The organism is Escherichia sp. KS167_9B (assembly GCF_030295215.1).
GTDB lineage: Bacteria > Pseudomonadota > Gammaproteobacteria > Enterobacterales > Enterobacteriaceae > Escherichia > Escherichia coli_F.
Map to the genome: position 1 here is coordinate 2,952,724 of NZ_AP025754.1, position 15,240 is coordinate 2,967,963.

General features: G+C 54.6%; 16 protein-coding genes. 4 read left to right on the forward strand and 12 right to left on the reverse strand.

The genetic code is table 11. The features are described from left to right. Nucleotides 1–167 precede the first annotated feature (167 nt). The 4 genes from amiA to QUE34_RS14790 all read left to right on the forward strand — a co-directional run bounded on the left by amiA (nucleotide 168) and on the right by QUE34_RS14790 (nucleotide 3,699). Nucleotides 168–1,037: an N-acetylmuramoyl-L-alanine amidase AmiA gene (gene amiA, locus QUE34_RS14775; RefSeq protein ID WP_000102905.1), complete on the forward strand. Its 870-nt coding sequence runs from the start codon at nucleotides 168–170 to the stop codon at nucleotides 1,035–1,037. A 3-nt stretch (nucleotides 1,038–1,040) separates the two neighbouring features. After that, nucleotides 1,041–1,940, forward strand: coding sequence for an oxygen-dependent coproporphyrinogen oxidase (gene hemF / locus QUE34_RS14780; protein ID WP_032303503.1), 900 nt, complete (start codon nucleotides 1,041–1,043; stop codon nucleotides 1,938–1,940). Nucleotides 1,941–2,078: 138 nt separating this feature from the next. Then, nucleotides 2,079–3,341: a DUF1963 domain-containing protein gene (locus QUE34_RS14785; RefSeq protein WP_032303504.1), complete on the forward strand. Its 1,263-nt coding sequence runs from the start codon at nucleotides 2,079–2,081 to the stop codon at nucleotides 3,339–3,341. Between the two features lie 40 nt (nucleotides 3,342–3,381). After that, nucleotides 3,382–3,699 (forward strand): hypothetical protein, encoded by a 318-nt coding sequence (locus QUE34_RS14790; RefSeq protein WP_032184838.1) that lies wholly within the window; start codon nucleotides 3,382–3,384, stop codon nucleotides 3,697–3,699. Between the two features lie 76 nt (nucleotides 3,700–3,775). Here the strand turns inward: QUE34_RS14790 and eutR are convergent, their stop codons facing one another. The 12 genes from eutR to eutM all read right to left on the reverse strand — a co-directional run bounded on the left by eutR (nucleotide 3,776) and on the right by eutM (nucleotide 15,205). Beyond that, nucleotides 3,776–4,828 (reverse strand): HTH-type transcriptional regulator EutR, encoded by a 1,053-nt coding sequence (eutR, locus tag QUE34_RS14795; protein ID WP_032303505.1) that lies wholly within the window; start codon nucleotides 4,826–4,828, stop codon nucleotides 3,776–3,778. 45 nt (nucleotides 4,829–4,873) lie between these two features. After that, nucleotides 4,874–5,374, reverse strand: a complete 501-nt coding sequence (eutK, locus tag QUE34_RS14800; protein ID WP_105268367.1) for an ethanolamine utilization microcompartment protein EutK — start codon at nucleotides 5,372–5,374, stop codon at nucleotides 4,874–4,876. A 12-nt stretch (nucleotides 5,375–5,386) separates the two neighbouring features. After that, nucleotides 5,387–6,046, reverse strand: coding sequence for an ethanolamine utilization microcompartment protein EutL (eutL, locus tag QUE34_RS14805; protein WP_001111034.1), 660 nt, complete (start codon nucleotides 6,044–6,046; stop codon nucleotides 5,387–5,389). Nucleotides 6,047–6,055: 9 nt separating this feature from the next. Then, nucleotides 6,056–6,943, reverse strand: a complete 888-nt coding sequence (gene eutC / locus QUE34_RS14810; protein ID WP_032303506.1) for an ethanolamine ammonia-lyase subunit beta — start codon at nucleotides 6,941–6,943, stop codon at nucleotides 6,056–6,058. A 20-nt stretch (nucleotides 6,944–6,963) separates the two neighbouring features. After that, on the reverse strand, nucleotides 6,964–8,325 hold the full coding sequence (gene eutB / locus QUE34_RS14815; protein WP_032303507.1) for an ethanolamine ammonia-lyase subunit alpha: 1,362 nt from the start codon (nucleotides 8,323–8,325) through the stop codon (nucleotides 6,964–6,966). An 11-nt stretch (nucleotides 8,326–8,336) separates the two neighbouring features. Beyond that, nucleotides 8,337–9,740, reverse strand: coding sequence for an ethanolamine ammonia-lyase reactivating factor EutA (eutA, locus tag QUE34_RS14820; protein WP_103253405.1), 1,404 nt, complete (start codon nucleotides 9,738–9,740; stop codon nucleotides 8,337–8,339). Then, entirely contained in the window at nucleotides 9,737–10,963 is a 1,227-nt protein-coding gene (gene eutH / locus QUE34_RS14825) for an ethanolamine utilization protein EutH (protein ID WP_000512386.1), read from the reverse strand. Before eutH ends, eutA begins: the two co-directional genes overlap by 4 nt. 116 nt (nucleotides 10,964–11,079) lie before the next feature. Beyond that, a complete protein-coding gene (eutG, locus tag QUE34_RS14830) occupies nucleotides 11,080–12,267 on the reverse strand; it encodes an ethanolamine utilization ethanol dehydrogenase EutG (protein ID WP_105268365.1) in 1,188 nt (395 codons plus the stop codon). Next, nucleotides 12,257–13,093, reverse strand: coding sequence for an ethanolamine utilization protein EutJ (gene eutJ / locus QUE34_RS14835; RefSeq protein ID WP_032303510.1), 837 nt, complete (start codon nucleotides 13,091–13,093; stop codon nucleotides 12,257–12,259). Before eutJ ends, eutG begins: the two co-directional genes overlap by 11 nt. Nucleotides 13,094–13,103: 10 nt before the next feature. Then, nucleotides 13,104–14,507, reverse strand: a complete 1,404-nt coding sequence (locus QUE34_RS14840) for an aldehyde dehydrogenase family protein (RefSeq protein ID WP_032303511.1) — start codon at nucleotides 14,505–14,507, stop codon at nucleotides 13,104–13,106. Nucleotides 14,508–14,518: 11 nt separating this feature from the next. Beyond that, nucleotides 14,519–14,806: an ethanolamine utilization microcompartment protein EutN gene (gene eutN / locus QUE34_RS14845; protein ID WP_000762196.1), complete on the reverse strand. Its 288-nt coding sequence runs from the start codon at nucleotides 14,804–14,806 to the stop codon at nucleotides 14,519–14,521. Nucleotides 14,807–14,911: 105 nt separating this feature from the next. Next, nucleotides 14,912–15,205, reverse strand: coding sequence for an ethanolamine utilization microcompartment protein EutM (gene eutM, locus QUE34_RS14850; RefSeq protein ID WP_000387713.1), 294 nt, complete (start codon nucleotides 15,203–15,205; stop codon nucleotides 14,912–14,914). Between the last annotated feature and the right edge of the window lie 35 nt (nucleotides 15,206–15,240).

Consider the following 15,240-nt stretch of genomic DNA (forward strand, 5'->3'; position numbering starts at 1 on the left):
ACGGTCGAATTAGCCAATATCTGACGAAAATCGGTTGAAAAAGTGGCATAATGGGGAGTTGTCAACTATTGAAATGAAAAGTAAAACAATTCTCAACAGCAAACGGTCGTAACGGATTACGCGATACGATATAACATCTGGAACTTTATTATTACAACTCAGGCCGTATGAGCACTTTTAAACCACTAAAAACACTCACTTCGCGCCGCCAGGTGCTGAAAGCCGGATTGGCTGCCCTGACGTTGTCAGGAATGTCGCAAGCCATCGCCAAAGAAGAACCTTTAAAAACCAGCAACGGACACAGCAAGCCGAAAGCAAAAAAAAACGGCGGCAAACGTGTCGTTGTTCTCGATCCAGGCCACGGCGGGATTGATACCGGGGCGATTGGTCGCAACGGTTCGAAAGAAAAACATGTGGTGCTGGCAATTGCCAAAAACGTCCGTTCCATTTTGCGTAATCATGGCATTGATGCGCGTTTAACGCGTTCTGGCGATACGTTTATCCCACTTTACGATCGCGTTGAAATCGCCCATAAACATGGCGCAGATCTGTTTATGTCAATTCATGCCGATGGCTTTACCAACCCGAAAGCTGCCGGTGCTTCGGTATTTGCTCTCTCTAACCGTGGGGCAAGTAGCGCAATGGCGAAATACCTGTCTGAACGCGAAAACCGCGCTGATGAAGTTGCCGGTAAAAAAGCGACTGACAAGGATCACCTATTGCAACAAGTGCTGTTTGATCTGGTACAAACCGATACTATTAAAAACAGCCTGACGCTCGGCTCACATATTCTGAAGAAGATTAAGCCGGTGCATAAGCTGCACAGCCGCAATACCGAACAAGCCGCGTTTGTAGTGTTGAAATCGCCATCTGTTCCTTCGGTGCTGGTGGAAACTTCTTTTATCACCAACCCGGAAGAAGAGCGGCTGTTAGGCACGGCGGCATTTCGCCAGAAAATCGCCACAGCCATTGCCGAAGGCGTGATCAGTTATTTCCACTGGTTTGACAACCAGAAAGCACACTCGAGAAAGCGGTAAGAGATGAAACCCAACGCACACCAGGTTAAACAGTTTCTGCTCAACCTTCAGGATACAATTTGTCAGCAGTTGAGCGCCGTCGATGGCGCAGAATTTGTCGAAGATAGCTGGCAGCGCGAAGCTGGCGGCGGCGGACGTAGCCGGGTGTTACGTAATGGTGGTGTTTTCGAACAGGCGGGCGTCAACTTTTCACATGTCCACGGTGAGGCGATGCCTGCTTCCGCCACTGCTCATCGCCCGGAACTTGCCGGACGCAGTTTCGAAGCGATGGGCGTTTCGCTGGTAGTGCATCCGCATAATCCGTACGTTCCCACCAGCCACGCGAATGTGCGCTTTTTTATTGCCGAAAAACCGGGTGCCGATCCCGTCTGGTGGTTTGGCGGTGGATTCGACTTAACCCCTTTCTATGGCTTTGAAGAAGACGCTATTCACTGGCACCGCACCGCCCGTGATCTGTGCCTGCCATTTGGCGAAGACGTTTATCCGCGTTACAAAAAGTGGTGCGACGAATACTTCTACCTCAAACATCGTAACGAACAACGCGGCATTGGTGGCCTGTTCTTTGATGACCTGAACACGCCAGACTTTGACCACTGTTTCGCCTTTATGCAAGCGGTAGGTCAAGGCTACACCGACGCTTATTTACCGATTGTTGAACGACGCAAAGCGATGGAATACGGCGAGCGCGAGCGCAATTTCCAGCTCTACCGTCGCGGTCGCTATGTCGAGTTCAACCTGGTCTGGGATCGCGGAACGCTGTTTGGCCTGCAAACTGGCGGGCGCACCGAGTCTATCCTGATGTCAATGCCGCCACTGGTACGCTGGGAGTATGATTATCAACCGGAAGAAGGCAGCCCGGAAGCGGCGTTGAGTGAGTTTATTAAGGTCAGGGATTGGGTTTAATATCATGAAAATAAAAGAAAAATAACCCTCGGTTGGTGGCATAAAATTAATGCTGTTTTAATTTGTGTGCCATAGTGACACCCTAATATCTAATAATAATCTCTTTCGACTTAATATCCTCAGGCAAGGAGCGCCTCTATGACTCACCGTATTCCCTGTAAAAGCCCCGCTTGTATATCAACCATTCTTCCGGAAACCGCAGCGCGTACTAACGGATACTGCATGCCCTGCGAGCAGGCCCAACAGCAACGTGAGCACGACGAATATATCAAGAAAAACAAAAAGATCGTGAATGCGTTTGCAGGGTTAAGCGATCCGGTTGTCATGCTGAAATTAATTCACCAACCGCGGAAATTCGATGCGTTAATCGACTGGACTCCCTGCCCCGTTCCCACAGATGCCCTGTATCAACAACTGACCACCGATCAAGCGCAGCTGATGGCTGATTACGCCACAGAACGCTTTGCATCTGGTGAATATAAGCTCGCTCAGGAGATTTGCCTTTGTCTGGCGGCATTTACCCAGGCGAATCTGAATGCCTATTTCAGAGAATGGATCTCTTACGATGATTTGGACAATGATTCTTATATGCCTTTCCACCGCGCCCCCACAGATGTACGCGACAGGCTGTTAGAACGGGTTGAGGATGATGCAGAAAACAGAAATTGTATTCTGCAATGTCTGGCATGGATTGGGGATGACGTTGTCGTTGAACGTTTTGCCCACTGGCGCAATAGCCCACCGCCGTGGCGCAGCTCCCTTTACATCGAGCCTGAAGAATATGCGCATGAGGCCGGTTGGGAGTTAACCGCTGAAGATCAAAGGCGTAATCTCTATTTTCCTCAATGTTTTCATCTGGAGATGAAAAGCACCGGGTCTTGCGAAGCTTTGCGTGTTGTTGATGAACGCAACGATACCTGTCCAAATTGCGCATTGCCACTAACAAATCTTTTCGACGTTGACCTGAAGGCAACGGGTCTTAGCGATAACGGCAGTTTTCGCGTCGTGACTTGCGAATGTTGCACCGCCTACAGCACCATTTTCGGCTACATGGACTCAAAGGGTAACGCTCATTTGTCTGCAAAAAATATCCCGCCTGCCTGGCTGCCGGATGATGTATCGGAATGGCGTCGACTCCCTGTAAACAGCATGAGACAGGGAAACCTTAGGTCACCGTTATTTGCCGCAGACCCATTTTTACCTGTCTCTTTCTCGCAACTTGGCGGGCATCCAACCTGGATTCAGGACGCGGAATATCCTCTCTGTCCGCAATGTTCCCACACAATGATGTTTCTTGCGCAACTGGATTATGCCGATATTGAACAATACGGCGAAGGGATAATTTACGCGTTTATCTGCCCGGAGTGCCGGACAACAGCGACGTCTTATCAGCAATCTTAGAAATTATTTTGCGCCAGTTTGCTCACGGGAGCATTTAAGAATGTCAGACACATCACATAAAGAAAGTAAATGGCACCCTCATCTGGATATGAGTTTTCTGGGATGTGTGCTGGCATTTGCTATAGAAGTTTATTTTGAAGAACACATTTTTATTCCCCACGGTGGAGGAGCAAGTTTTGGATTGATAGCACTCATCGTTATTAATTTTATGACTATCCCGGTAGTGATCGTGGTAACAACACTATTTTGCTATTTATTTAAAATTTCGCGAAAGCGCGTAAATTGTATGTTGGTATTCCTGCTGGCGTGTATTTTGACAATTGTCGGTTTGTTTATCGCCTATCCCGTTGGGCAATAAAATACATAGCAATTCAACGTAATTTGTAACTTCACTATGGACCGGATCAAACACCATCCTCATCCGGCCCTCACCCTCACTCCAGTTCCTGCATCCGCTGATGCAGCGTCAGTGAAGGCTTTTCTGCAAACAATTGCTGATAATCCGTGGCAAACTGCCCAAGATGCCAGAATCCCCACTGCATGGCGGCGTCTTTTACCGTCATACTTTGCGACCACGGGCTAATCAGTTCACGGCGCACGGCGTTCAGGCGAATGCGTTTCAGCCACGCATTCGGGCCAATGCCCAAAATAGCGTGAAATGCGTTTTGCAAGGTGCGGCGACTGACGTGCAGTTGATTACACAAGTCCAGCACCGTCACCGGTTCGGACATGTTTTCCAGCACATATTCACGGGCGCGGGAAAGCAACCGACGGTAACTCTGATGACTGATGCTTTCCACCGTCACCATTGGCTGCGCTTCTTCCAGCATCGCCCCCATCGCCATTAGCAAATTATCCCCCAGCACTTTTCGCACTGCAGGCTGATGGAGATTTTCCGGGTTCTCGCAAAATGTCGCCAGAGCCTGTTGGACAAAGCCCCACAGCGCGGCTTTATGCTGCTCTTTCACTTCCAGCGCCGACTGGTTACGTAACATATGCAGCACCCTTTCCGGGTTATGCAAAAAGTTAGCCTGCCGGGTGATGACATCTTCAGAAAGCACCACGCCAAGGATCGTGTAATCGTCCGGCGTACTTAATTCAAACTCGGTTCCACCAGGGCGCGTCGCTATTTCTGCGCTTCCCAGACATTGCGAACCGATAAATCCCTGCTCACCGCGCGTCGCCGGAATGCCAAACCAGAACGAATTCGGCCAGACCAGGCACGACTGACGCAGCGCCAGCCCCGTGTATTCACGGAAAACCTGAATATCATCGAGCAGAATTTCCGTAAATTCACCATGAAATTTGCCCGGATGCAGCTGATCGTAAATCTGCTGCCAGGCGGTAATCGTCAAAGCATGTTCATAGACATCCGTTGTTTGCCGTTGATGAACATTATCCACTTCGACCTTCGGCGTTAGCTTCAGGTTTTCGGGTAAGGGTTCATGATAAAGATGGTGCAAATTAGCTGTACGGGTCTTTTTCATGATGTTAATGCCGGGTGTTGTAGGACACCCGGCACCTCCGACAGGTTAATGGGGCTTGAGACGATAACGACTACTGCGTTTACGTAACGTCCCGGCAGAAAAGAGCTGTTCGAGCGCATTTCTGGCTTTTTCCAGCGGCCAGCCAAAGTGGGCAGCCACTTCTCCTGCCGTCATTCCCTGACGTACTGATGTTAACAGCGCCAACAACTCGTCAGCAGATTCCGCGACGATAACTGGCGCGTCGGGTTCCTTTACGGGTTGCTTCGGCTGGCGGTTAAAGCCAGTAACCAGCCACTGGGTGTCATCGTCTGGCCGACCGACCTCCTTACGGCTGATGACACGCCCGGTACGCATCGCGGCAGCACAACCTGCGTCCAGCGCCGCACGACACGCCGCCAGATCGCCTTCCACCACCAGCGTTAGGCGACCAGGGTCAAGCACTTCGTGACTGAGCAGACGAACGTTAGCTGCTTTGAGCATGGCATCAGCTGCATCTATCGCGGCGACCATGCCGTCCACTTCCAGCAATCCCAGTGCATTGATCATCGGCAACCTCCGTTACGCACGCTGGATTGGATTACGCGCGATTTCCAGCACTGCATCGGTAAAGGCGTTACAGGCTGCTTTACACGCGGCCTGGCTACCGGTTAAAAATGCTGCCGAGTAGTTGGTTTCAGACGGTGGCGGGACATAGGTCACCAGCTGCACGTCGGCAGATTTCAACGCTGCATCAATGCCGTAGGTCGCTTCCAGCGGCGGTGCCACCAGATACGCCAGCGGATCGCCAAGCGTGATCCCGGCGGTTGATGAGAGATAAGAGCCGGTACGCGAAACGACATGCGCCAGGAAGGCTGTGTTTTCTGCATCATTAGCCCACTGGAAAGCAGCGCCATTTTCAATATGCGCAACCATCGCATCCAGACCAGCACGCACTTCCGCCGGGTTTGGCCCACCAAGCATAATCAGCACCTCACCGGCAGTCGGTGACGGCCCGTGTGCAGCTCCCGCATACAGCGAGCGACCATACACGACTTCAACCATCGCCTGCTTGGTCGCTTCGTCAGCCGCAATGTAGGTGACGTCATCGGAATCAGCAGAAATCAGCCCGAGGCTACGAATATGCGGCGGCAATTTCAGTTCACGCGCAAATTCGGCGTTGACAGAGGCAATCACCCGCATGGCGGTTACCGACGGTCGAATCAAATCTAAAGCTGGCATGATGCCTCCTTATCGGGTCATGTTGATGCCGGATGCTTTCTGCTCCAGCATACGTTTCGCCAAATCCACAATGACGGCTGCGGCTTCAACCGGCGGCGTGCCGCCCTGGTGAATGTTAGAGATACAGGTGCGATCGGCCTCAACGGTGGTTGCCATACGCGGCGAGTAAACGGCGTAGCAGGAGAGGCTTTCTGACTGCCCTAATCCTGGGCGTTCCCCCACCAGCAGGATCACCACTTTCGCGCCAAGAAGTTCGCCAATCTGATCTTCAATCTTCACGCGACCGTAACGCACAAAGAACGGTGTGCCGACTTTCAACCCGGCCTGTTTCAGGCCCGCCATCAGCGGTGGCAGGATCTCTTCGTAGTTCACGGTGATCGCATCAGTTGACAGGCCATCAGAAATAACGACCTGTACGTCCGGATTGGCAACACACTGCGCTTTCAGCGCTTCAACAGCCTCTGCACACAAGCGGCGGCCCATATCCGGGCGAGTCAGATAGAGATTTTTGTCGCTAATTTCAGAGCGGACCTCCAGCAAGCCCTGCGCTTTCACCCACTCTTCCGGCACTTCTTTCAGTACGGTGTCTTTCGAACGAGAGTGATCGGCCAGGAAACGCAGCAACGCCTGGGTACGCGGACGCGGACCGGCACGACCGGTACAGACGCGAGCCACGGTGCTGCGGCGCAGTTCAGTTAATACGTCTGCGCGATGTGGGTTTTCAACGCCAATCCACGCTTTTGCTTCTGCGGAACCTAAATCCAGCGCGCAGCTTTCCGAGGTCATCGGTGCTGCACAGGTGGTAGTGGCGCATTTTGCTTCTGACGGCGCGGGGGCCGCTTGTCCCATTGACGCCATCACGCTGCGTACAATTTCTTCAATCTGTTTTTGATCCATGATGTGTTATCTCCGCGTCATCAGAAGAACAGTGACGGATCGCCCGCCCGTTTGGTCAGGCGACCGTTTGCCATAATGCCCATGCTTTCCAGCCAGCGTTCAAACTCCGGTGACGGGCGCAGGTTGAGTAACTGACGCACAGTGGCGGTATCGTGGAATGCGGTGGTCTGGTAGTTGAGCATGATGTCATCACCCAGCGGCATCCCCATGATGTAGTTGCAGCCTGCGGTGGCGAGCAGGATCATCAGGTTTTCGTTGAGGTTCTGGTCAGCGTCAGCGTGGTTGGTGTAGCAGCAGTCACAGCCCATAGAAATGCCGCTCAGTTTGCCCATAAAGTGATCTTCTAAGCCCGCACGGATAATCTGCCGGTCGTTGTAGAGATACTCTGGCCCAATAAAGCCCACTACGGTGTTGACGATAAACGGATCGTAATGACGTGCCAGCCCGTAGTTACGCGCTTCCATCGTTACCTGATCTGCGCCGAAGTTAGCGCCCGCCGATAGCGCAGAACCTTGCCCGGTTTCGAAGTAGAGGCAGTTTTCCCCGGCGATACGGTTAAACTCTGCGCCCACTGCGCGTGCTTCATCGAGCATCGCCAGCTCCACGCCAAATTCTTTCAGCCCTTTTTCGCTGCCGCAGATGCTCTGGAAAATCAGCCCGCCCGGCGCGCCGCGACGGATCGCTTCAATCTGGGTAGTAACGTGCGCCAGCACGCAGCCCTGGGTCGGAATGTTGAATTTGTCGATCACGCCATAGATGGTATCCAGCACGCGGCTTAAGTTTTCCACGTCGTCAGTCACCGGGTTAACGCCGATCACCGCATCGCCTACCCCGAAGGAAAGCCCTTCGTAGATTTGCGCGGCGATACTCTGCACGTCGTCACGGGTATCGTTCGGCTGCAAACGGGCGCTAAAGGTGCCCGGAATACCGATGGTAGTATTGGCCTTTTTGATAATCGGCATTTTCTTCGCGCCGTAGATCAGGTCCGCGTTGGAGCAAATCTTCGCTACCGCCGCGACCACTTCCGAGGTCAGCCCTTTGCGGGTAAAGGCAATGTCGTCCACGCTGGTTTCATCACTCAGCACATACTCACGCAGTTCGCTGATGCTCCAGTTTTTAATCTGGTTGTAGGCCGTTTCGTTAACGTCGTCCTGAATCAGCCGCGTCACGCAGTCATCTTCATAGGCAATCACCGGATTATTGCGGATGTCCGCTACGGTCATTTCCGACAACACCTGCTTTGCCGCCACGCGCTCCTGTGAACTTGCCGCTGCAACGCCCGCCAGCACATCCCCCGAACGCAGTTCGTTGGCTTTAGCCAGCACCTCTTTTACATCCTTAAACTGATATACATTGCCGAACAATGTGGTCTTTAGTTTCATAAGTCGTTCCCTCAGGAAGGAAATGCGAGTGATTTCACCGTCACCGGCACAACCGATCCGCCAAAAAGAGGCGTACCAATGTCGATATAGTCCCCCGCGCGGACAATCACTTCGTCAATGACTGCCAACGGGAGTTGTTGTAGCTGTGGGCGCAACAACATGCCCAGAGCTTTACCAAAATCCTGCCCGGCCACCACCAGCAGGGGATGCGGATTCGGAAAACGCGCGACGAAATCGACCAGCGCGTTGATGACCGTCAGTACCGCGGCGTAACGCACAGGCAGCGAGGCGGGAAGCGCCAGCACGTACGCGTCAGTTTTGGGGCAAAGATCCAGCTGAATTAGCGCTTGTTGCCAGGCACTCACCAGATCCGTTTCATCAATTGGGATCGCCACCGGCAAATTGCGCAGCGGCAGTTGTACCCCCTCCAGCCAGATTGTGCTGCCAGAGAGCGAAAGGGTATGTGCGCCCGCGCCAATCACCGTGGCGCGTACGGTTTGCGCCGGAAACTGCACGTTCATCTCACGCAGGCGCGGATGGTCATGCAGCGCCGTTGCCAGAAGCGGGCCAATATCGGCAAAACAGAACGGGTCAGCGGGCTGGTGGCGATAACATTCGCCCACGCCGCCAGAAAGCGTAATGATTTCTGGCGTAACACCTGCGGGCAGCAAACCGGTTTGCATCAATGCCTGCGCGAGCGGCGAGAGCGTTCCGTCAATCACTTCGACAATCAGTTCCGCCATCCGCCGGGTAACCTGCACCAGCTGCGCGCCAGTCAGCGAACGGGCGTCAGTGCCTGCACCGAAGCACTCATCCACTATCATCTGCCCCGGTTTATGAGCGTAAACCACGCGCCCCTGGCTGTCGGTTTCCAGCAGGCGACCGCCGACGTTGAGGCAAGCGGTGCCGCTGATTTTTCCGGCATCGAACAAAGCGTAGTTCGCGGTGCCACCGCCAATATCGATATTCAGTACCCGACACAGCCGTTGTTCAGAAAGGGTTTGCGCCCCGGCACCGTGACCGGCGATCACGGATTCGAGATGCGGCCCGGCGCTGGCGACGACAAAATCGCCAAGCGACTGGGAGAGCGTCATCACCGCCGGGCGAGCATTGCGGGTTTTCGCGCTTTCACCGGTGATGATGATGGCACCAGAATCAACGCTTTCCGGCGCAATGCCCGCAGCCTGATATTGCTCGAGGATTAAGGTTTTCAGTTCCGCTTCTTTTAAACCGCCCAGTTTATCGACAGGGGTAAAGAACACCGGGCTTTGCCAGCTAATTTCGCGTTTGATGAATTCGTAGCGCGGCACCTGCGACACCGCCGCACGGTTAACCAGCTCCAGGTGGGAGAAGATCACCTGGGTGGTGGTAGTGCCGATATCGATACCGACGCTCAGTAGCTGGCGAGTGTTCACGATTGTGCCTCCGCTTCGGTTTTAGCCGCGGTCGCGTCTTCTTTTGGCACCAGCATCATCGCCACGCCAATCGCCGTTACGCCGCCGATCAACTTGCCGACAATCATCGGGAAGATCATGGCGTTCATGTTGGCAGCGGCGAAGCCTAAGTGGTCACCCAGGGCGAAAGCAGCGGAAACGGCGAAGGCACAGTTGATGACTTTGCCGCGGGTATCCATCTGCTTCATCATGCCAAACATCGGGATGTTGTTGGCAAGCGTTGCCACCATGCCGGCTGCCGCGATGTTGTTCATATTCAGCACTTTACCGACGCTCATCAGCGGTTTTTCAAACCAGCGGGTCAGCAGCAGCACCATCGGATACGCCCCTAACAGCACGCAGGAGATAGAACCGATAACTTCAATGGCGCGCATCACTTCACCGGGTTTATCGCCAGGGGCCATAAAGATCGGATCAAGACCGGGGATCAGTTCCCAGCCAAGGAGGAATTTCACTACCGCGGCAGCAAGACCGAGGGTGATCAATGCAACGAGGAACTTGGCGAAGATCTGGAAGCCGTTGATCATTTTTTCCGGGATGAATTTCAGCCCCAGCGCCACCAGTACCGCGACGATAAGTACCGGGATCATATTCATCAGGATAAGCGCAAAGGTGAATTCCACCGGCTGCCCGTTGATCTGCACACCGGAATACATAGCTACCAGACCTCCAGCGATACAGCCAATTGGAATGGTCACAATGCCCGCCAGCACGCCGAGCGCCAGATAACGACGGTCAGAAGGTTCGATAATGCCGAGCGCCACCGGAATGGAAAACACAATCGTTGGCCCCATCATCGATCCGAGAATTAACCCAGAGTATAGCCACGCTGCCACATCGCCGCCCGCCAGCTCTTTCGCGAGGAAGAAGCCGCCCATGTCGCACGCCAGCAGTGTTCCGGCGAACATCGATGGGTTAGCACCGAGCATTTCGTAAACCGGGATAATCACCGGCCCAAGTACGTGGGCCAGAACTGGTGCCAGTGCGGTCATACCGACCATCGCCAGGCCCAGTGCGCCCATTGCCATAAAGCCTTCTTCGAACTGGCCGCCGGATCCTTCGATACTTTTACCGAACTTACCGAGGAAACGAGCAGAACCGCCGAACTGCGACAGGATCCTGTCCACGGCAGCTATCAGCATAAAGAACATCATGATGTACATGATGATTTCGTTAATTCCCATCGCCTTTACTCCCTGTTAGTTGTTATTTATTGGCGGATGCGGCGTGAACGCCTTATCCGCCCTACATGTGCAATCCTGTAGGCCGGATAAGACGCGACAAGCGTCGCATCCGGCATTTATTGCGCCGCTGCGTACAAGCCGACAATCTGCTCCAGGCTGGCGGTACGCGGGTTGCTGCGCAGACAAATATCTTCCAGCGCGGCCTGCGCCCATGCGCCGTAATGCGCAGATGCCGCACCAACATCGCCCAGTCGTTTACCAATCCCGACTTCCGCAATCAGCTCACTTACCGCGTTAATAGCATCACGATCGTCGGATTTTTTAGTTCGCAGCGCCCGACCAATCTGACTAAAGCGTTCGCGACAGACCATCCGGTTAAACTCCATCACCGTGGGCAGCAGCATGGCGTTCGCCAGTCCGTGCGGAATATGCAGCGCCGCCCCCGGCTGATGCGCCATCGCGTGACATAACCCAAGTCCGGCACTGGAAAATGCCATTCCCGCCATGCATGAAGCCAGCAACATACTCTCGCGCGCGGCAAGGTCGTGACCGTAGCCCACTGCTTTCGGCAGTGATTTGCCAATCATCGCAATGGCACCAATCGCCAGACTGTCGGTAAACGGTGTAGCGTTCAGCGCGCTGTACGCTTCAATGGCATGAGTTAACGCGTCGATACCGGTCATTGCCGTGACATGCGACGGCACACCTTCGGTCAGCGCGGCATCGAGAATCGCCACATCCGGCATCAACGAGGCATGTGCTAACACCTGCTTGCGCCCGCTCACCGCGTCGATAATCACCGTTACATTGGTGGTTTCAGAGCCGGTTCCGGCGGTAGTTGGAATGGCAATCAGCGGCAGACGCGGTTGCAGAATGCTGGTTTCTGACATTTCTGCCAGCGTGCTGTCGGGGTTCGTCACCAGCAACGCAACGGCTTTTGCCGCATCCAGCACCGAGCCACCGCCAAACGCGATCACCCCGTCACAGCCTGATTCGCGCAGTTGCGCCACGGCGGCACACACGTCAGTGATGCACGGTTCGCCCACCGGACATGGCCAGAGCGTCATGGCGATGCCTTTAACGGCCAGACTGCGCGTCAGCCCGGCGGTCATCCCCGCCTGATGCAAAAAGCTGTCTGCCATCACGAACAGATGTTTCAGCCCACGCGTTTGTGCTTGCTGTCCGCAACTGCTCACCGCGCCCGGGCCGCAAAGCGTCACCGGTGGAACGCTAAATGTTTTTACCCGTTGCAGATTCAGGGTATCGAACGCCTGAAAGAGCGCGGTCTGCAATTCATTTTGCATAGATCCCCTCCGCTTTCTCTCGCCCGCTACTGGCGATCGCCAGCGGGGTCATAAACAAACTGTGCTGCGGTAGATGCACCTGTAACGCCGGGAATTGTTTGCAAAACAGTTCCGCCACGCCCGGTTGCATACAGGAGCCGCCCGCCAGCCATAAATCAGTAATGCCCTGCCCTTCAATATGTCGGGCAACAATGTCCGCCATTTTTTCGTACACCGGCTTCACCGCAGGCCAAATCTCGTCACCGTGACCGCGCTTGTACTGCTCTGCCTCTCCCAGCGAAATACGGCGATTTCCGGCGAGAGTCAGAGAAATGTGATGTCCGCCGGTCGCTTCATCCGCTGAATAAGTCACCTTGCCCTTTTTCACGATGGCAATTCCGGTAGTGCCGCCGCCAATATCCACTACGCCTGCGTTATCCAGTTGCAGTAGATCCGCGACTGCGGTTGGCTCATCCAGCACATGGCTCACTTCCAGCCCGGCAGACTCCAGCACGTTGATGGAAATACGCGGGTCCGTACCAGGAGGAAATGAGGTCGCCGCATGGCTAAAACGGCGACCAAATTGCTGCTCAAGGGTATCGAGATGGCGACGAACAATGGTGACAGCACCGAAGAAATCCCAGACGATGCCGTCGCGGACCACATCGGCCCAGTCGAGGCATACCGCCACCGGCTGACCGTCGCCGTCGACAACCATCGACACCACATCGCAGGTGCCCAGATCCACCCCCAGCCACAGCGGAGATTCCGACGCGGCGGGCGTCTGGTTACACAGCGTTGCCGCCGTTTGCAGCCGCGGGGTAAGCCATTGTTCGTCGTGCGCCATCGGTTACTCCTTAAACAATGCGAAACGCATCGACTAATACACAGCGACGCAGACGGACAAACGTACGCGCGCTGGTTACCCCTTCACCGGTTGGCGTAGTGATGGTCATCGTGGTCCAGCCTTCCCCGCCCAGCCCCAGCCCGGCAATGCACGGTCCGTTCTTAACGAAAATACTGGTATCAATGGCGTTCGCCATTTGGTTCATGTTCTCGATATTGCGCGAGTGCATTGCCGCCGTGTGGTGGCAACCGCCTTCCAGTTTCACCGCCAGCGCAATGGCATCCTCCACGTTGGCGACGCGCACGACCGGCAGCACCGGCATCATCAATTCGGTTACGGCAAACGGATGTTCTTCGGTGGTTTCTACAAACAGCAAGCGCGTTTCTTGCGGCACGTTCAGGCCGATTGCCGCCGCGATTTTCGCCGCATCGCGCCCCACCCAGTCACGGCTGACGGTGCCTTTTCCGCGCTCGTCGATATTTTTCAGCAACACCGGTTGCAGTCGCTGCGCCTGTTCTGCGGTCAGTTTCACCGCGTGCTGGCCTTCCATCAGACGCATCAGTTCATCGGCTACGCTATCAACAACAATCAGTACCTTTTCATCGGCACAAATGATGTTGTTATCGAAAGAAGCGCCTTTGACGATAGACTGAGCGGCACGGGCGAGGTCGGCGGTTTCATCCACCACCACCGGCGGGTTGCCAGCACCTGCGGCAATCAGACGTTTATTGGTGTGTTTGCGCGCCGCTTCCACCACCGCTTCGCCGCCGGTCACCACCAACAGACCGATGCCCGGAAACTTGAATAAGCGTTGCGCGGTTTCGATATCTGGATTTGCCACAGTAACCAGTAAGTTTTCCGGCCCGCCTGCGGCAACAATCGCCTGGTTGAGCAACGTAATAGCCCGTTGAGAGACTTTTTTCGCCGCCGGATGCGGGGCAAAAATGACGCTGTTGCCCGCGGCAATCAGGCTGATGGCGTTATTAATTACGGTTGCCGCCGGGTTAGTGGAAGGCGTCACCGAAGCCACCACGCCCCAGGGCGCGTTTTCAATTAAAGTCAGGCCGTTGTCACCGGTCAGCACCTGTGGAGAGAGGCACTCAACGCCTGGCGTACCGCGTGCCTGAGCGACGTTTTTGGCAAATTTATCTTCTACGCGGCCCATACCCGTTTCACTGACGGCAAGTTCCGCTAAATCTCTGGCGTGTTTTTCGCCTGCTTCACGAATAGCAGCAATGGCTAACTGGCGCATTGCCACGCTTTTTAACCCTTGCTGGGCAATTTTGGCCGCCGCAACGGCGTCATCCAGGGAAGCAAAAACGCCCATCTCATGAACGGCGGCGGGCGACGTGTCACTGCTTTGCATTTTCAGCAGTACCGCTTTCACCACCTGTTCAATATCCTGTTGATTCATGATGTTCTGCCTTATTTGTGGAAAATTACCTGACCGCCAGAGACCACCTCATCGACAATGCCAATTACGCACAGATCGACCGGTGACGTTTCGCTTTTATGCGCCTGGCGGGCGGAACTGCCACTCACCAGCAACACCCACTCCCCGGTTCCCGCGCCAATATTGTCGATGGCGACAGCACATTGCCCATCAGGATTACCTTGTGGATCAATCATTTCCACCATCAGCAATTTGTCATGCGCCAGTCCGTGATGGCGTACGGTACAAACAATTTGTCCTGTGACGACTGCCAGTTTCATACCCGCCTCCGTGGCGTATTTCAGGTAAAAGCTCTCCTTACCCTCCGCGGAAGGTAAAAGAAAACGGAGAGAGCGTGACGCCCGGATCGACGTCACACAGGGTGATTACAGGTTGCTGCTATCGCCTTTCAGGCCGATCGGGAAGACCTCTTCCAGATCGCCGTGCGGACGCGGAATAACATGTACGGATACCAGTTCACCGATACGCTGTGCCGCTGCGGCACCGGCATCGGTCGCGGCTTTACAGGCTGCAACATCACCGCGAACCATGGCAGTACACAGGCCGCCACCAATCTGCTTAACACCAACCAGTTTGACGCGCGCAGCTTTCACCATCGCATCAGAAGCCTCAATCAGTGCAACCAGGCCCCGGGTTTCGATCATTCCTAATGCTTCCATTGTGCTTTCCTCTTTATCAGGGTCCAGAACGGGAC